Annotated in this window: 17 protein-coding genes; 14 read left to right on the top strand and 3 right to left on the bottom strand. The window is 66.4% G+C overall.

Annotation, left to right across the window (positions count from 1 at the left end):
• Nucleotides 1-2 precede the first annotated feature (2 nt).
• Nucleotides 3-350 carry a flagellar hook-basal body complex protein FliE gene (gene fliE, locus AC3XQU_RS21860; protein ID WP_489876266.1) on the bottom strand — a complete coding sequence of 116 codons (348 nt, stop codon included), beginning with the start codon at nt 348-350 and terminating at the stop codon, nt 3-5.
• 326 nt (nt 351-676) lie between these two features.
• On the opposite strand from fliE, the gene AC3XQU_RS21855 reads away from it, so the two are divergent.
• The 14 genes from AC3XQU_RS21855 to AC3XQU_RS21790 are packed head-to-tail and all read left to right on the top strand — an operon-like array spanning nt 677 to nt 12,873.
• The gene (locus AC3XQU_RS21855) at nt 677-1,579 is read left to right on the top strand and encodes a FliM/FliN family flagellar motor C-terminal domain-containing protein (RefSeq protein ID WP_489876265.1); all 903 of its coding nucleotides are present in this window, start codon (nt 677-679) and stop codon (nt 1,577-1,579) included.
• Nucleotides 1,579-1,938 (top strand): FliM/FliN family flagellar motor switch protein, encoded by a 360-nt coding sequence (locus tag AC3XQU_RS21850; RefSeq protein WP_489876264.1) that lies wholly within the window; start codon nt 1,579-1,581, stop codon nt 1,936-1,938. Before AC3XQU_RS21855 ends, AC3XQU_RS21850 begins: the two co-directional genes overlap by 1 nt.
• Nucleotides 1,935-2,729 (top strand): flagellar type III secretion system pore protein FliP, encoded by a 795-nt coding sequence (fliP, locus tag AC3XQU_RS21845; protein WP_489876263.1) that lies wholly within the window; start codon nt 1,935-1,937, stop codon nt 2,727-2,729. Before AC3XQU_RS21850 ends, fliP begins: the two co-directional genes overlap by 4 nt.
• 17 nt (nt 2,730-2,746) lie before the next feature.
• On the top strand, nt 2,747-3,016 hold the full coding sequence (gene fliQ, locus AC3XQU_RS21840; protein WP_489876262.1) for a flagellar biosynthesis protein FliQ: 270 nt from the start codon (nt 2,747-2,749) through the stop codon (nt 3,014-3,016).
• A gap of 17 nt (nt 3,017-3,033) precedes the next feature.
• On the top strand, nt 3,034-3,813 hold the full coding sequence (fliR, locus tag AC3XQU_RS21835; RefSeq protein WP_489876261.1) for a flagellar biosynthetic protein FliR: 780 nt from the start codon (nt 3,034-3,036) through the stop codon (nt 3,811-3,813).
• Nucleotides 3,803-4,942: a flagellar type III secretion system protein FlhB gene (flhB, locus tag AC3XQU_RS21830; protein ID WP_489876260.1), complete on the top strand. Its 1,140-nt coding sequence runs from the start codon at nt 3,803-3,805 to the stop codon at nt 4,940-4,942. Before fliR ends, flhB begins: the two co-directional genes overlap by 11 nt.
• On the top strand, nt 4,939-7,032 hold the full coding sequence (locus tag AC3XQU_RS21825; protein ID WP_489876259.1) for a flagellar biosynthesis protein FlhA: 2,094 nt from the start codon (nt 4,939-4,941) through the stop codon (nt 7,030-7,032). The genes flhB and AC3XQU_RS21825 overlap by 4 nt, the downstream gene beginning before the upstream one ends.
• A gap of 3 nt (nt 7,033-7,035) precedes the next feature.
• Nucleotides 7,036-8,160: a DegT/DnrJ/EryC1/StrS family aminotransferase gene (locus AC3XQU_RS21820; RefSeq protein ID WP_489876258.1), complete on the top strand. Its 1,125-nt coding sequence runs from the start codon at nt 7,036-7,038 to the stop codon at nt 8,158-8,160.
• Nucleotides 8,157-9,188, top strand: coding sequence for a ketoacyl-ACP synthase III (locus AC3XQU_RS21815; protein ID WP_489876257.1), 1,032 nt, complete (start codon nt 8,157-8,159; stop codon nt 9,186-9,188). The genes AC3XQU_RS21820 and AC3XQU_RS21815 overlap by 4 nt, the downstream gene beginning before the upstream one ends.
• Nucleotides 9,185-9,412, top strand: a complete 228-nt coding sequence (locus AC3XQU_RS21810) for an acyl carrier protein (protein WP_489876256.1) — start codon at nt 9,185-9,187, stop codon at nt 9,410-9,412. Before AC3XQU_RS21815 ends, AC3XQU_RS21810 begins: the two co-directional genes overlap by 4 nt.
• A 2-nt stretch (nt 9,413-9,414) precedes the next feature.
• Nucleotides 9,415-10,470 carry a ketoacyl-ACP synthase III gene (locus AC3XQU_RS21805; protein ID WP_489876255.1) on the top strand — a complete coding sequence of 352 codons (1,056 nt, stop codon included), beginning with the start codon at nt 9,415-9,417 and terminating at the stop codon, nt 10,468-10,470.
• 2 nt (nt 10,471-10,472) lie between these two features.
• Nucleotides 10,473-11,231, top strand: coding sequence for an SDR family NAD(P)-dependent oxidoreductase (locus AC3XQU_RS21800; RefSeq protein ID WP_489876310.1), 759 nt, complete (start codon nt 10,473-10,475; stop codon nt 11,229-11,231).
• Nucleotides 11,228-11,845, top strand: a complete 618-nt coding sequence (locus AC3XQU_RS21795) for an acetyltransferase (protein ID WP_489876254.1) — start codon at nt 11,228-11,230, stop codon at nt 11,843-11,845. The genes AC3XQU_RS21800 and AC3XQU_RS21795 overlap by 4 nt, the downstream gene beginning before the upstream one ends.
• A gap of 2 nt (nt 11,846-11,847) precedes the next feature.
• Complete coding sequence (locus tag AC3XQU_RS21790; protein ID WP_489876253.1) at nt 11,848-12,873, top strand: aromatic ring-hydroxylating oxygenase subunit alpha; 1,026 nt, start codon at nt 11,848-11,850, stop codon at nt 12,871-12,873.
• On the opposite strand, the gene AC3XQU_RS21785 is transcribed toward AC3XQU_RS21790, so the two are convergent.
• Together AC3XQU_RS21785 and AC3XQU_RS21780 are read right to left on the bottom strand one after the other, a co-directional pair.
• Nucleotides 12,870-13,757, bottom strand: a complete 888-nt coding sequence (locus AC3XQU_RS21785; RefSeq protein ID WP_489876252.1) for a hypothetical protein — start codon at nt 13,755-13,757, stop codon at nt 12,870-12,872. The genes AC3XQU_RS21790 and AC3XQU_RS21785 overlap by 4 nt on opposite strands.
• A gap of 112 nt (nt 13,758-13,869) precedes the next feature.
• On the bottom strand, nt 13,870-14,007 hold a 138-nt coding region (locus tag AC3XQU_RS21780), incomplete at its 5' end, for a flagellin (protein ID WP_489876309.1).

Genomic DNA, 14,007 nt, shown 5'->3' with positions numbered 1-14,007 from the left:
GATCAAACCGGGAGCTTGATCAGTTCGTCGACGGCGCCCATGACCTTGTTCCGGACCTGCATGAGCATCGAGAACGACAGGCTGGCCTGCTGGCTGGCCAGCATGGCGCCGACCAGGTCATCGCTCTTGCCCGCATCGACGGCGGCCATGCGCTCGCCGGCGGCGCGGTCTTCGCCGTCCACGCTGGCGATCGCGTTCTTCATGGTTTGCGTGAACGAGAACTCGTTTGGCGAATTGTTAAATGCACCCTGGGCCGAGGTGTCGGCGGCGGGGGCGATCGCGAGGCGGTTGGCTTCGTTGGTAAGTGCGGCGAGGTCAGCTTTGATCAGACCGGCAAGTTCGATTCCCATGCGTCATTCCAATAAACAGGTACGTGTTGTTCGGGAGCGACAAAATGTGTCTTATTTTGTCGACGTGAGGCGTGGATCAAGGCCCCGATTGTTAAATAATGATCTACGAACGGCCGTTTTATTCTTGACCCTGGTACTGGGTCTTTCCTCTGTACGTATAGGGAGAGGCCGGGTGAAGCCATGCAATAGATATGATCTTACCGTACGGCAAGTAGGAAATCAAAGGCGAATGTCAAAGTACCTGCGTCAAATCTCCATGTATAATTGTTGCCTAGGAGAATGAAAAAAACACATTCACCGTTACCCAGTGATTAATTAACATGCCGATGAATCTTCCAGAACGACCGCGGGCCAGCCAGGGCGACTACCAGGTACTCGATCCCAGCTTGCTGGGACGACCTGTGCACCTGCTGCCAAAATTTGCGCGCCGCTTCGCCGATGTCCTGGGCACGACCATGGGCGGGCCGGGCGGCCGCCGCTATTGGGGCGCCTACCGGCTGTCGAGCCTGGCGTTCGAGCGCGCACCCGAACAAGCGAACCTGCGCTGGCTGTCGGTGGAAGGCCCGCTGGGCACCGCCGCCGTCGCATTCGAGCGCAGCCTGCTGCTGGGACTACTGGAAGGGCGCTACGGCCGCAAGAATGCGCCGCAGGGCGCCACCCCCGGCGCGGCGCGCGATACCTCGGCCGAGCGCGTCACCGCCACCGAAGAGCGCCTGGCCGCGACCCTGACCGCCCAGCTGGCGGAACAACTGCATGCCTGCATCGCCGATGCCCTGGCCGACGCTGGTACAGCGGGCCTGGAAGCGGTATCCTCGGTGGATCCCCTGACGCTGGGCGCGCCTGCCGCGGCCAGCGCCCCGGGAAAGGCCGGCTGGGTGATCCGGGTCGTGCTGCGCGCGGCCCATGGCCAGGCGGACAGCCATTGCTGGATCGGCCTCGACCAGGAATTGATGGCGCATGTATTGCAGGGCCTGATGGACGAGCGCAGCAGCGTGCGCACCGCGCGCAGCAGCGAGCCGCTGTCGAGCGGCCTGTTCGTCAAGCTCGACGGGCGCCTGGCCAGCAAGGAAATCACGCTGGCCGCGCTGTTCGAGCTGAAGGTCGGCGACGTGATCCCCGTGTCGGTGGGACGCGCCGACGTGCTGCTCGACGAATCGCGCCTGTTCACGGCCGCCGTGGCCGAACACAAGGGCAAGCTCTGTTTAACCTCTTTTGAAGATGCCGAGTAATGGATATGAATTTGAATGAGCAACTGACTGGCTCCGACCTGATCATCGACGACCTCGACGGCGTCGATGCCGCCACCGCCGTCGCCGGCAAGAACGCCGCGCGCCAGCTGCCGCAGATGATGCGCCGGATCCCGGTGACCCTGACGCTCGAAGTCGGCTCGGCCCGCATCTCGCTGCAGGAACTGATGTCGATCGGCCCGTCCTCGGTGGTGCCGCTGGACGCGCTGGCCGGCGAACCGCTGGTCATCAAGGTCAACGGCGCGCCGATCGGCCGCGCCGAAGTCGTCGTCGCCGGCGAGCAGTACGGCCTGAAGGTCATCGACCTGGACGGCCTGAACCTGGACGCGCTGACTAAATGACCTCGCTTGTCCGCGGCGCGCAGCTGCCGTTGCTGCGCCGTGCACTGCCGGTATTGGCCGGCGTGCTGCTGCTTGCGCTGCTCGCCCTTGCGCTGCCCGCCGCAGCCCAGCAACAACAGCCGAGCATCCTGCCGGGCGTGATTCCGCCCTCGACCCAGGGCATGACCGTCAAGTCGCAGATCCTGGTCCTGATGACCCTGCTCGGGCTGCTGCCCGTGATGGTCATGATGATGACCAGCTTCACCCGCTTCGTGATCGTGCTGTCGCTGCTGCGCCAGGCCCTCGGCCTGCAACAGGGCCTGCCCAGCCGCATCATCACCGGCATCGCCCTGATCCTCACCATCCTGGTCATGCGCCCGGTCGGCGAAGCCGTGTGGCGCGACGCCTTCCTGCCCTACGACCGAGACAAGATCGGCCTGGAGGAAGCCTTGCGCATCGCCGAAGTGCCCATCTCGCGCTTCATGCTGGCCCAGACCAGCAAGACCTCGCTGGCCCAGGTCGCGCACCTGGCTGGCGAGCCGGCCAACCTGGCGCCCCAGCAGCGCGGCTTCACCACCAAGCTGGCCGCCTTCGTGCTGTCGGAACTGAAGACCGCGTTCCAGATCGGGGCGATGCTGTTCATCCCCTTCCTGATCATCGACCTGGTGGTGTCCTCGGTGCTGATGGCGATGGGCATGATGATGCTCTCGCCGCTGGTGATTTCACTCCCCTTCAAGCTGCTGCTGTTCGTGCTGGTGGACGGCTGGACCCTGACCGTGAACACGCTGGTCGGCAGTATCCACGGCTACTAGAACAAGAGACCGTCAAGATGAGTCCCGATATCGCTGTCGACCTGGTGGTCGAAGCCCTGCAGGTCGTGATGCTGCTGGTGCTGGTGCTGGTCGTGCCGGGCCTGGTCATGGGCCTGATCGTGGCCCTGTTCCAGGCCGCGACCCAGATCAACGAGCAGACCCTGAGCTTCCTGCCGCGCCTGCTGGTCACGCTGCTGGCGGTGATCCTGGCCGGCCACTGGATGACGAGCACGCTGATGGATTACTGCGTGTCCGTGTTCCAGCGCGCGGCCACGCTCGCGAGCTAGGGCAGGGCCGTTACGACATGGAGCTGGTCAGCTTCCTGATGCCCCTGATCGGCGCGCTGTGGTGGCCCTTCTGCCGCATCATGGCCATGCTCTCGACCGCCCCGGTGCTCGGCGAGGGCACGGTCTCGGTGCCGGTGCGCGCGCTGCTGTCGGTGGCGCTGGCCTTCATGATGCTGCCGCTGACCAAGGGCGGCGCCATGCCCGATCCGTTCTCGCTGGCCGGCGTGCTGGCGATGGTCGAGCAGGCCATCATCGGCGGCGTGATCGGGCTGGCGCTGCAGTTCGCGATGGCGGTGGTCTCGATGCTGGGCTTCCTGGCCTCGAGCCAGGTGGGCTTCTCGATGGCGCAGATGAACGATCCGGTCAACGGCCAGGCCTCCGACGTGGTCTCGGGCCTGTTGTCGCTGCTGGCGATCCTGGTGTTCTTCGGGATCGACGGCCACCTGGTCCTGATGGGCGTGGTCGGCCAGAGCTTCAAGGCCTGGCCGGTGGGCGCCGGCTTCGGGCCGATGCTGCTGGAAGCGGTGGCGCTGAACCTGGCCTGGGTGTTTTCAGCGGCGGTGCTGCTGGCGCTGCCGATCGTGTTTTCCACCATGGTGGTGCAGATCGGCTTCGGCTTCCTGAACCGGGTGGCGCCGAGCCTGAATCTGTTTTCGCTGGGATTCTCGCTGGTGACGATCTTCGGCCTGCTGATGCTGGTGCAGGTGGTGCGTTTCATACCCGAGCATTACGTCTCGATGACCAACCAGATCCTGGAAATGCTGCAGGAGCAGATGAGGATGGCGCATGGCCGATAGCGGCACCGGTGGCGACAAGACCGAAAAGCCCTCAGCGCAAAAGCTCAAGAAAGCGCGCGACGAGGGCCAGGTCGTCCGTTCGCGCGACCTCTCCACGGCGGTGGGCATCCTGATCAGCCTGAAGCTGTTCGCCATGATGCTGCCGGGTTACCTGGAGTCCTTCCGCATGCTGTTCCGGATGGTGTTCGTTCCGCTAGGGGAAGCGGGGGCGATCGAGAATGCGATGTCGATCGTGTTCACGGACGCCTTGCTGTTGTTGATCAAGATGGTGCTGCCGCTGGCGGTGGTGCCGTTCGCGATCATCGTGGCCGGCATGATCCCGGGCGGCTTCATCGCCTCGGGCAAGAACATGGCGCCGAAGTTCAGCCGCCTGTCGCCGATGACCAACCTGGGCAACCTGTTCACGCAAAAGCACTGGATCGGATTCGCCACCTCGGCGGCCAAGGCGACCGTGCTGGGCTTCGTGCTGGTGCATGTGTGCCGCTCGAGCATGAAGGCCTTCGTGGAATTGCAGCGCATGCCGCTGTCCGACGCCCTGGTCGGCGGCGGCGCGCTGATGCTGGACGGCCTGATGGCGCTGGTAACCGTGTTCATCGTCTTCGCGCTGCTGGACGTACCGGTGCAGGCCTTCCTGTTCACCAAAAACCAGCGCATGAGCAAGCAGGAGATGAAGGAAGAGCACAAGAGCAGCGAAGGCCGGCCGGAAGTGAAGCAGCGCATCCGCCAGCTGCAGAACCAGCTGGCCCAGCGCAGCGTGCGCAAGAGCGTGCCGACGGCGGACGTCATCATCGTCAACCCGGAGCACTATGCGGTGGCGCTCAAATACGATACCAACCGCGCCGAAGCGCCCTTCGTGGTGGCCAAGGGCGTGGACGAGATGGCGCTGTACATCCGCCGCGTCGCGCTCGAGCACAAGATCGAAACCATTTCGCTGCCGCCGCTGGCGCGCGCGATCTACAACACCAGCCAGGTGCAGCAGCAGATTCCTGCGCAGCTGTACCAGGCCGTATCGCAGGTCCTGAATTACGTCCTGCAACTGAATGCGTTCCGTGCAGGCCGGCGCCCCGCGCCCCCACGGTTCCCCAACGAGGTGGTCGTCCCATCTCACCTGAGCGAGGTTCCCGCATGAATGCCCTGAAGTCCTTCCTTGCCGAGCTGCGGCGCCACAAGTTCGCCGGCCCGGTCTTCCTGATCGCGCTGCTGGCGATGATCATGCTGCCGCTGCCGCCGGTGCTGCTGGACATCCTGTTCACCTTCAACATCGTGCTGGCGCTGATCGTCATCCTGGTGTCGGTGACGGCCAAGCGGCCGCTCGACTTCTCGGTGTTCCCAACCGTGATCCTGGGCACCACCCTGATGCGCCTGGCCCTGAACGTGGCCTCGACCCGGGTGGTCCTGCTCAACGGCCACGAAGGCACGGCCGCCGCCGGCCACGTGATCGAAGCCTTCGGCAATGTCGTCATCGGCGGCAACTTCGTGGTCGGCCTGGTGGTGTTCGTGATCCTCATGATCATCAACTTCGTGGTCGTGACCAAGGGTGCGGAACGCATCTCGGAAGTGTCGGCGCGCTTCACGCTCGACGCGCTGCCGGGCAAGCAGATGGCGATCGACGCCGACCTCAATGCCGGCCTGATCAACCAGGAGCAGGCCGTCATCCGCCGCAAGGACGTGGCGGCCGAAGCCGACTTCTACGGCGCCATGGACGGCGCCTCGAAGTTCGTGCGCGGCGACGCGGTCGCCTCGATCATGATCCTGATCATCAACCTGGTCGGCGGTATCGCCATCGGGTCGCTGATGCACGACCTGCCGCTGGGCGAATCGTTCAAGGTCTATGCGCTGCTGACCATCGGCGACGGCCTGGTCGGCCAGATCCCGGCGCTGCTGCTGTCGGCCGCCGCCGCGATCCTGGTGACCCGCATCGGCGAATCGGGCGACTTCGAGCAGCAGGTCAGCGGCCAGCTGCTGGCCCAGCCGGCGGTACTGTACTCGGCCGCGGGCGTGATGATCGTGCTGGCCCTGGTGCCGGGCATGCCCAAGCTGCCGTTCTTCGCCTTCGCGGGCGCCCTGATCTATGTCGGCTGGCGCCTGAACCAGCGCGTCGCGCCGCCCGACACCAAGAACGTGGCCGCGATCGAGGCGGCGCTGCGCGACGAGCGCGCGCCGGAACTCGACTGGCAGGCGCTGCCCGTGGTGCAGCCGGTGACGGTGGCGGTCGGCTACAAGCTGGTCGGCATGATCGACCGCGCCCAGGGCGAGCCCCTCACCAAGCGCATCAAGGGCGTGCGCCAGAGCCTGTCCGAGCAGATGGGCATGCTGCTGCCCGCTATCTCCGTGCGCGACGACCTGGCCCTGCGTCCTTCGCAATACGCGATCAGCCTGTCGGGCACCGTGGTGGCCGAAGCCGAGGTCATGCCCGAGCACCTGATGGCGATCCCGTCGCCGAGCGTGTACGGCGAAATCGATGGCATCCCCGGCATCGAGCCGGCCTACGGCATGGCGATCACCTGGATCACGCCCGACCAGAAAGGCCATGCCCTCGGCCTGGGCTACCAGGTGGTCGAGGTGCCGAGCGCGATCGCCACCCACACCTCGAAGGTAGTGCGCGAATACCTGCACGAATTGTTCCGCCACGAAGACGTGCCGGCGATTATCGAGCGCCTCACCGCCCTGTCGCCCAAGCTGGCCGGCGCGCTGGAAAAGGCGCTCACCCATACCCAGCTGCTGCGCGTGTTCCGCGTGCTGCTGGGGGAGGGCGTGTCGCTCAAGGACATCGTGGTGATCGCCACCACCTTGCTCGACAGCTCGGAAACCACCAAGGACCCGATCCTGCTGGCGGCCGAGGTGCGCTGCGCGCTGCGGCGCCAGATCGTCTCCAGCCTGTACGGCAAGAAGAAGGAAATGCCCGCCTTTAACCTGTCGGCCGAACTGGAAAACATGCTGCTCGGTTCCCTGAACCAGGCGCGCCAGAACGGCGGCGGCAAGGTGGCGCTGGATAACTACCCGATCGACCCGCAGCTGCTGTCGCAACTGCAGATCAACATGCCGGTGGCGCGCGAGCAGATGAAGGGGCAGCACACGCCGCCGCTGCTGCTGGTGCTGCCGCAGGTGCGCCCGCTGCTGGCCCGCTACGCGCGCCTGTTCGCGCCGGGCCTGCACGTCCTGTCGTACAACGAAATCCCCGAGAACCACGATGTTTCCATCGTCGGCACGGTGGGCTAAGCCATGGACCACGGCAAACCGATCTACGTCACCCAGCCGGAGATGCCGCCGCTGGAAGACTTCTATCCCTATCTCGAGCAGATCTGGAGCAACCGCACGCTGACCAACGGCGGGCCCTTCCACCAGCAGCTGGAAGAAGCCCTGTGCCGCTACCTGGGCGTGGAGCACATCAGCCTGTTCACCAACGGCACCCTGGCGCTGCTGACGGCCTTGCAGGCGCTGCGCATCACCGGCGAAGTGATCACCACCCCGTATTCGTTCGTTGCAACCTCGCATTCGCTGCTCTGGAACGGCATCAAGCCGGTGTTCGTCGACGTCGACCCGGAGACCCTGAACCTCGATCCGCGCCGGATCGAAGCGGCCATCACCCCGCAGACCACCGCCATCATGCCGGTGCACTGCTACGGCCAGCCCTGCGACACCCGCGCGATCCAGGCGATTGCCGACAACTACAACCTGAAGGTGGTCTACGACGCCGCCCACGCCTTCGGCGTGCAGGAGCAGGGCAGGAGCATCCTGAACGCGGGCGATTTGTCGGTGCTGAGTTTTCACGCGACCAAGGTGTTCAACACCTTCGAGGGCGGCGCCATCGTCAGCCCGGACGCGCGCACCAAGCAGCGCATCGACCGCCTCAAGAACTTCGGCTTCGTGGACGAGACCACGGTGGTCGCCCCCGGCATCAACGGCAAGATGAGCGAGATTAACGCTGCCTTCGGCCTGCTGCAGCTCAAGGGCATCGACGCGGCCATCGCGGCGCGTGCGCTGGTGGCGCGGCGCTATACCGAGGCTTTTGCGGCGGCGCCGGGCATCACCTGCGCACGGCCCTGGATGGAAGACGGCTTCGCCAGCAATTACTCCTATTTCCCGATCCTGGTCGGCCCGGAGTATCCGATGAGCCGCGACGCCCTGTACGCCCACCTGAAAGAGCACGGCGTGGTGGCGCGCCGCTATTTCTATCCCCTGATTTCGAGCTTCCCGATGTACCGCGGCATGCTGTCCAGCGCCCCCGGCAACCTGCCGGCCGCCAGCCGCGCCGCCGAGCAGGTGCTGTGCCTGCCGATCTACCCCGGCCTGGTCGAGGCCGACCAGCAGCGCATCATCGACCTGGTACTGGGAGCGCGGACATGACCGTCGCACGCATCGCCGACATCGCCGGCTACCTGCCCGAGACGGTCCTCGATAACGAGGAGCTGGGCGCCCTGTACGAGGGCTGGAGCGCGGACAAGATCCTGGAGAAGACCGGCATCCGCAACCGCCGCATCGCCGGCGCGGACGAAACCGCGGGCGACCTGGCTGCGCGCGCGGCCGAAGCGCTGTTCGCGCGCGGCGTGGTCAAGCCCATCGACGTCGACTTCATCATCCTGTGCACCCAGGCGCCCGACTACGTGCTGCCGTCCACCGCCTGCATCCTGCAGAACCGGCTGGGCATCCGCACCAGCGCCGGTGCGCTCGACGTCAACCTGGGCTGCTCCGGTTTCGTCTACTGCCTGTCGCTGGCGCGGGGCCTGGTGGAAACGGGCGCGGCGCGCTGCGTGCTGGTGCTGACGGCCGACACCTATTCGAAATTCATCCATCCGCTCGACAAGAGCGTGCGCACGCTGTTCGGCGACGGCGCCGCGGCCACCGCCGTGGTGGCCAGCGACAGCGGCGCGCCGGCGATCGGGCCGTTCGTGTTCGGCACCGACGGCCGCGGCAGCAACAAGCTGATCGTCGAGACCGGGGGCTTCCGCCGCCGCCGCACCGACGCCACCGCCGCGGAATACACCGACGAATCGGGCAACACCCGCACCCGCGACCATCTGTTCATGTCCGGCGCCGACGTGATGGCCTTTTCACTGCGCGAAGTGCCGCGCGCGGCCAATGCCTTGCTCGACAAGGCCGGCATGGAGAAAAGCGCGGTCGATTATTTCGTGCTGCACCAGGCCAACCGCTTCATGCTCGAATCGCTGCGCAAGAAGATGGACGTGGACGAGGCGCGCTTCCCGATCCACGTGGAGGAGTGCGGCAACACGGTCTCGTCGACCATCCCGCTGGCCCTGGTCGCGATGCGCGAACTGGGCTGCTTCGACACCCCGAAAACCTTGATGTTACTCGGCTTTGGCGTAGGCTATTCCTGGGCCGGGTGTCTACTTACATTTGAACAGGACAAAGCATGAGCAACTTTTACGAAGGCATGGCGGAGATCTTCGAGATCGACCCATCGCACATCACCCCCGCATTCGAACTGGGCAGCGCCGACGCGCAGTGGGATTCGCTGGCGCTGGTCTCGACCATCGCGCTGGTGGACGACTGCTACAACGTGATGCTCGACGGGACCGCGCTGGCCGCCTGCAAGACCATCGGCGACATCGAAGCCCTGATCGCGGCTGCGAAGGCCTGAGCGTGGGCGGGCCGACCGGACGGGAAGCGGCTACCCGCGGCGCGCGCATCGCGGGCGTCGTGTCCTGCGTGCCTGCGCAGGAGCTCGACAACAGCAGCTTCGTCGCCACCTTTGGCGAAAAGGCCGTGGACGACGTGGTCAAGCTGGTCGGCGTGCAGTCGCGCCGCCAGGTCGCACCTGGCGTCACCACGCGCGACCTGTGCCGCGAGGCCGGAACCGAGCTGCTGGCAAAGCTCGACTGGGCGCCCGATTCGGTCGACGCCGTGCTGTTCGTCTCGCAAACGCCGGACTACCGGCTGCCCGCCACCGCCTGCGCGCTGCAGGCCGAGCTGGGCGCCCCCAGCGGCTGCATCGCCTTCGACATCAACCTGGGCTGCTCGGGCTATCCCTATGGCCTGTGGCTGGCCATGACGATGGTGCAAAGCGGCGCCGCGCGGCGCGTGCTGCTGGCGGTGGGCGACACCATCAGCCGCATCGTCGACCCGCAGGACCGCGCCACCGCGCTGCTGTTCGGCGACGCCGGCACGGTCACTGCCATCGAAGCCGGCAGCGAAGGCGACGTTGCCCACTTCATCCTCGGCACCGACGGCCGCGGCGCATCCAACCTGATCGTGCCGCAGGGCGGCTTCCGCGAGCACGTCCCCGGCAGCGACGCGCGCCTGGACGGGCGCAAGCTGGACGCGCTCTACATGGACGGCGGCGAGATCTTCAATTTCACGCTGCGCTCGGTGCCACCCTTGGTTGCGCGCACCTTCGAGTATGCGGACGCCCCGATGGAGTCCCACGACGCCTTCCTGTTCCACCAGGCAAACCTGTTCATGCTCAAGCACCTGGCCAAGAAGGCCAAGCTACCGATCGAAAAAACCCCGATGAACATCGACCGCTACGGCAACACGAGTTCGGCCTCGATCCCGCTCCTGATGACGACCGACCTGGCCGAAACCCTGCGCACCCGCGCCACCCGGATCGCCATGTTCGGCTTTGGCGTCGGCTATTCCTGGGCTTCCAGCTCGCTGAGCGTGGGCCCCTTGCGTGTCTGTGAGACGATAGAACGATGAGCGTGTATTCCACTACCTACCTGGCCGGCGGCACGTACCTGGTCACCGGCGCCTCGTCGGGCATCGGCCGCGAGACGGCCGGCCTGATCGCCGCCTGCGGCGGCCGCGTGATCGGCGCCGGACGCGACGCGGCCCGCATCGAAGCGGCCGTCGGCGCGCTGCCGGGGAGCAGCCATGCCGCCACTACTTTCGACATGCTCGATGCCGACGGCACCGCGGACTGGCTCAAGGCCCTGGTCGAGCAGCACGGCCCCTTCACGGGCGTGTTCCACGCCGCCGGCGTCGAAGCCATCCGCCCGGTGCGCCTGCTGCGCCAGCAGCAGGTGAACGACGTATTCGGCGCTTCGCTGTTCGCGGCCCTGGGCATTGCCCGCGCCATGGCTTCCAAAGGCGCGATGCAGGACGGCGGCGCGCTGGTGTTCATGTCCTCGGTGGCCGGCTCCTCTGGCCAGGCCGGGATGGCGGCGTATTCGGCGGCCAAGGCCGGCATCGACGGCATGGTGCGCTCGCTCGCCTGCGAGTTCGCGCCGCGCCGGATCCGCGTCAACGCGATTGCCGCCGGCGCGGTGCTTACGCCGATGCACGATCGGCTGGCGCGCGGCAGCACCGGCCCCGCCATGCAGGCCTATGAACAGCAGCACCTGCTGGGCTTTGGCGAGCCGGGCGACGTTGCCAATGCGGCGGCCTTCCTGCTCGGCCCCGCCGGGCGCTGGGTGACCGGCACCACGATAGTGGTCGACGGAGGCTACCTGTGCAAATGAACACCCGCCTGATCCTGGTCGGCGCCGGCGCCTTCGGCCGCGAACTGATCAACTGGGCCGAGGATGGCGGCACGCCCTTCACCGGCTTCCTCGATAGCAGCGCGACGACGCTCGACGGTTACGACTACGCCCTGGACTACCTCGGCACGATCGACGACTTCGCGCCGCAGGAGGGCGACCGCCTGGTCGTCGCCATCGGCGACCCGCAGGCCAAGCGCCGCATCGTCCTCGGCCTGAAAGAGAAGGGCGCGCAATTCGCGCAGCTGGTGCACCCGAGCGCCGTGGTGGCGCGCACCGCGAAACTCGGCGAGGGCGTCGTGGTCTGTCCGCAGGCCGTGGTCTCGGCCGATGCAACAGTCGGCGACTTCGTCGCCGTGAATGCGCTCAGCGGCGTCGGGCACGACGTCGAACTGGGCGCGTATTCGACCCTGAGCTCGCAGGTCGACCTGACCGGCTGGGTGAAGGTAGGCGAAGCCTGCTTCTTCGGCACCGGCGCACGCGTGCTGCCCAAGGTGCGCATCGGGGCGCAAGCGCGCATCGGCGCCGGCGCCACGGTCTTGCGTAGCGTGCCCGATGGCGCGACCATGTACACCGCGCCGGCGAAAAAGCTGTGACGATGGATCTCGACGCAGGCCTGTTCCGCGAGCACTGGCACCTGGCCTGCCATCGCAACGAATTGCCGGCCCCCGGCGACTACCTGCGCATGGACACGCCGCTGGGCGAGCTGGTGGTCTTCAACGATGCGGGCGAGCTGCTCGCATTCGACAACCTGTGCCCGCACCGCGGCGCGCGCATGTTTGCAGGTAACGAAGGCAAGCAGCGCGCCACCTGCCGCTACCACGGCTGGAGCTACCACAAGGGCAGGGTGATCGTGCCGCTGGTGGAAGACTTCGCAGGCTGCGACACCTCCACCGCGCGGCTCAATACGTTCAAGCTGGACTGGTGCGGCGACTTCCTGTTCGTCGGGATCGCGCCGCGCATGGCGTTGTGCGAGCAGCTGGGCGGCGCGGCCGAACTGCTGGAGAACATCGGCTTCAATATCGCGGGGCGCCTGGACCTGAACGTCCACGCCTTCGACTGCTACTGGCCGATCGCGGTCGAGAATGCGCTCGAGCCCTATCACATCTCGATGGTGCATCCCGAGACCCTGGGCACGCTCGACCTGCAGGCCGGCGCCAACGACTACCTGGGAATCAATTCGGTGTGGCATGCCCCGCTCGGCAACGAACGGGTGGCCAGGCAGCTGCGGTCCTTGAAGCGCCATTTTGCGATCGATTACGGGTACGAAGGCTATATGAGCATCTACCTGTTCCCGTTCACGATGATCTCGTCGACCTTCGGCTATTCGTATTCGCTGCAGCATTTCTTCCCGGCCGCGAACGGTCAGGAAAGCACGCATTTCAGCAGCCGCCTGCTGGGCGCCCACCTGGCGAACGAACGCGCGGGCCAGTTGCTGGCGCCCTTGTTCGCGTCCAGCGCCGACATCAACCGCAAGGTGTTCGAGGAAGACCACGCCGTGTGCAAGCTGGTGCCGAAATCGAGCTGGAGCCCGGCGCCGCTCACGTATCCGGCGGCGTCGGAAGCGAAGATCACCCACTTCCGCCAGTCCTGCCGCGACTGGCTGGCGCAAGCCGGCGCTTAAGCCGCGTCGTCGGCCCTGACGGCGTCGTCGGCTTCGCCGGCGTCTTCCGCGATGCTGACGCGCGGGCCCAGCGGCAGCAGTAGCGCCATCTCCGCCAGTGCGCGGAACACCGGCAGGCTCAGGGCGTTCGAGGCGTCGGCCGCCGCCATCGCGGCATGCACATTCCCCGGCGGGAGCGCATCGCGGAAGCGCCAGCGCACCACCTGCAGTCCCGACTGGGCCACGGCTTTTTCCAGCATCGGTTGCAAAGCGCGCAGGCGGCCCAGCGCTTCGGCGCCTTGCGCGCACAATTCCAGCGCGATGCCGCCAGGCGTCGGTTCGACCTGCACCACCACGCGCGTGCCGTCGGCCAGGCTCAATTCCAGGCGCAGTCCGAAACGGGCGCGCTTGCGCCGGCCAGGCGGCTCGTCTTCGCGTTCGGCCACCACTTCCAGATGGTGGGCCAGCGCATTGCCCGCATGGACGGTGAAGCGCCAGGCGTCGGCCGCGAGCAGCTGGGCCTGAGGCTGGTTCACCACCTGGCCCTGCTGGCCGGCGGCCAGCTGCAGCGGCGGCATGGCCCCGGCCCGCGCCTGCAGGTCGCGGCGCGTCTGCTGGTCGCCGTAGGTGCGCACCATCGCGCGCCAGTTCGACGCGAGCGCGCGGCCGTCCAGGGCAGGGTAGGCCATCTGGCGCGCCAGGAAGACCTGGTCCGGACGCAGCGCGGCCGCGTCGTCCATGGCCGTCGCGGAAGCGGCGGCGGCAGCCTGGGGCTGGGATACGGGCAGGGCCAGTTCGGCCTCGGCCAGGAGGGCGACAGCCGCGGGCATGATCCCGAGCTCGCCGTTGCGCAAGGGCTGCGTCGCTGGAAGGATCGCGGGAATGAGCGGGACGATGCTGACCATGGTCGAGGATAGGTGAGGGACAGACAAGTATAAGATGGAATAAGTAAAGGCCAACCGGAAACTGCGGTTGGCCTTTGTCTATTCCCTACCGGACAAGTCCGGAGAAGCTAGATTACTGCAGGAGCGACATGACCATCGACGACATGCTGTTCGACTGCTTGAGCATGGCGGTACCGGCTTGCAGCAGCATCTGGCTGGAAGTCATGTTGGCGCTTTCGGTGGCGAAGTCGACGTCCATGATCAGGCCGGC

Source organism: Telluria sp. AZSoR62 (assembly GCF_058111565.1).
The sequence above is the reverse complement of the archived record's forward strand: the minus strand, read 5'-3'. Positions and strand labels throughout refer to the sequence as shown.

Coding starts and splice junctions, on each gene's coding strand:
- fliE (WP_489876266.1), bottom strand. CDS start 350: ATGGGAATCGAACTTGCCGGTCTGATCAAAGCTGACCTCGCCGCACTT.
- AC3XQU_RS21855 (WP_489876265.1), top strand. CDS start 677: ATGAATCTTCCAGAACGACCGCGGGCCAGCCAGGGCGACTACCAGGTA.
- AC3XQU_RS21850 (WP_489876264.1), top strand. CDS start 1,579: ATGGATATGAATTTGAATGAGCAACTGACTGGCTCCGACCTGATCATC.
- fliP (WP_489876263.1), top strand. CDS start 1,935: ATGACCTCGCTTGTCCGCGGCGCGCAGCTGCCGTTGCTGCGCCGTGCA.
- fliQ (WP_489876262.1), top strand. CDS start 2,747: ATGAGTCCCGATATCGCTGTCGACCTGGTGGTCGAAGCCCTGCAGGTC.
- fliR (WP_489876261.1), top strand. CDS start 3,034: ATGGAGCTGGTCAGCTTCCTGATGCCCCTGATCGGCGCGCTGTGGTGG.
- flhB (WP_489876260.1), top strand. CDS start 3,803: ATGGCCGATAGCGGCACCGGTGGCGACAAGACCGAAAAGCCCTCAGCG.
- AC3XQU_RS21825 (WP_489876259.1), top strand. CDS start 4,939: ATGAATGCCCTGAAGTCCTTCCTTGCCGAGCTGCGGCGCCACAAGTTC.
- AC3XQU_RS21820 (WP_489876258.1), top strand. CDS start 7,036: ATGGACCACGGCAAACCGATCTACGTCACCCAGCCGGAGATGCCGCCG.
- AC3XQU_RS21815 (WP_489876257.1), top strand. CDS start 8,157: ATGACCGTCGCACGCATCGCCGACATCGCCGGCTACCTGCCCGAGACG.
- AC3XQU_RS21810 (WP_489876256.1), top strand. CDS start 9,185: ATGAGCAACTTTTACGAAGGCATGGCGGAGATCTTCGAGATCGACCCA.
- AC3XQU_RS21795 (WP_489876254.1), top strand. CDS start 11,228: ATGAACACCCGCCTGATCCTGGTCGGCGCCGGCGCCTTCGGCCGCGAA.
- AC3XQU_RS21790 (WP_489876253.1), top strand. CDS start 11,848: ATGGATCTCGACGCAGGCCTGTTCCGCGAGCACTGGCACCTGGCCTGC.
- AC3XQU_RS21785 (WP_489876252.1), bottom strand. CDS start 13,757: ATGGTCAGCATCGTCCCGCTCATTCCCGCGATCCTTCCAGCGACGCAG.